We start from the raw sequence: 910 nt of genomic DNA on the forward strand, positions 1-910 counted from the left end.
CGTGGGTGTTGCCGGCCTTCGTGATCGGGCCTTGGGCCCTGGAGCCCCCGGAGGAGTGCTCCGAGGGCACCAGTCCGACGAAGGAGCCGATGGTATTGCCGGTGAACCGGTGCCAGTCACCGATCTCCACCGCGAGGCCGAACCCGGTCAGGGTCGAGACCCCGCGCAGGCATCCGAGCCGGTGCACCACATCCGTGAACTCCGAGTCTGCGGCCATAGCCTCGATGGCCGCATCGAGGCGGTCACGGCGGGCCAGGGTGGCCATCACCGTCTCGTAGTCGGATTCGAACGCCATCAGCGTGGGTCTCTGTGTCAGCCGGGGCCGGGCCTCGTGCACCAGCCACGTGTGGTGGGCACCGGTCCAGGCCTGGCCGCCGTTGTAGACCAGACCCTGGCGCAGCAACAGCTTCGAGAGCCGGTGCCGGGCCCGCATCAGATCACCACGGCAGTCTTCCCGAGCCCGGACCAAGTCCCGGGCCGCTTCCTGGTCCACGGAGGGCACCGCCACCGAGGTCACCTCGTCCAGGCGCAGTAGCCGGGCAAGGTGCACCGCGTCCTTGGCATCGGTCTTGACCCGGTCTCCGGCCGGGCGCTGCAGCTTGGACGGGGCCACGACCTCACACCGGATCCCGGACTCGGTCAGGACCCTATAGAGCCCGAAACCGGTCGGACCGGCTTCGTAGGCCACCGCCACCGGGCCAGGCAGATCGCCCAGCCAGGACAGGATGTGCTCATGTGACGGGGTCAGTCTGGTCTGGATGAGCTCTCCCGTGACGCCATCGATCGCCGCCGCGGCGACGGATCGTGCGTGCACATCGAGCCCGACACTCGTACGCTCGGTAAACACCGGGGCCTCCCACAACTGTAGGCAAGGCCGGGCAAGGGGCTTCTTGTCCGGTAACCCACGAAT

1 protein-coding gene is annotated in these 910 nt (G+C 68.4%); it reads right to left on the bottom strand.

Annotated features, from left to right (window positions below; genetic code table 11):
* Positions 1-847 (bottom strand): IS110 family RNA-guided transposase (locus ACFFIO_RS17260; RefSeq protein ID WP_378043692.1); only part of this gene is annotated, 847 nt, incomplete at its 3' end.
* Positions 848-910: the final 63 nt, after the last annotated feature.

The sequence above is a fragment of the Citricoccus parietis genome (genome assembly GCF_042433045.1).
Taxonomy (GTDB): domain Bacteria; phylum Actinomycetota; class Actinomycetes; order Actinomycetales; family Micrococcaceae; genus Citricoccus; species Citricoccus parietis.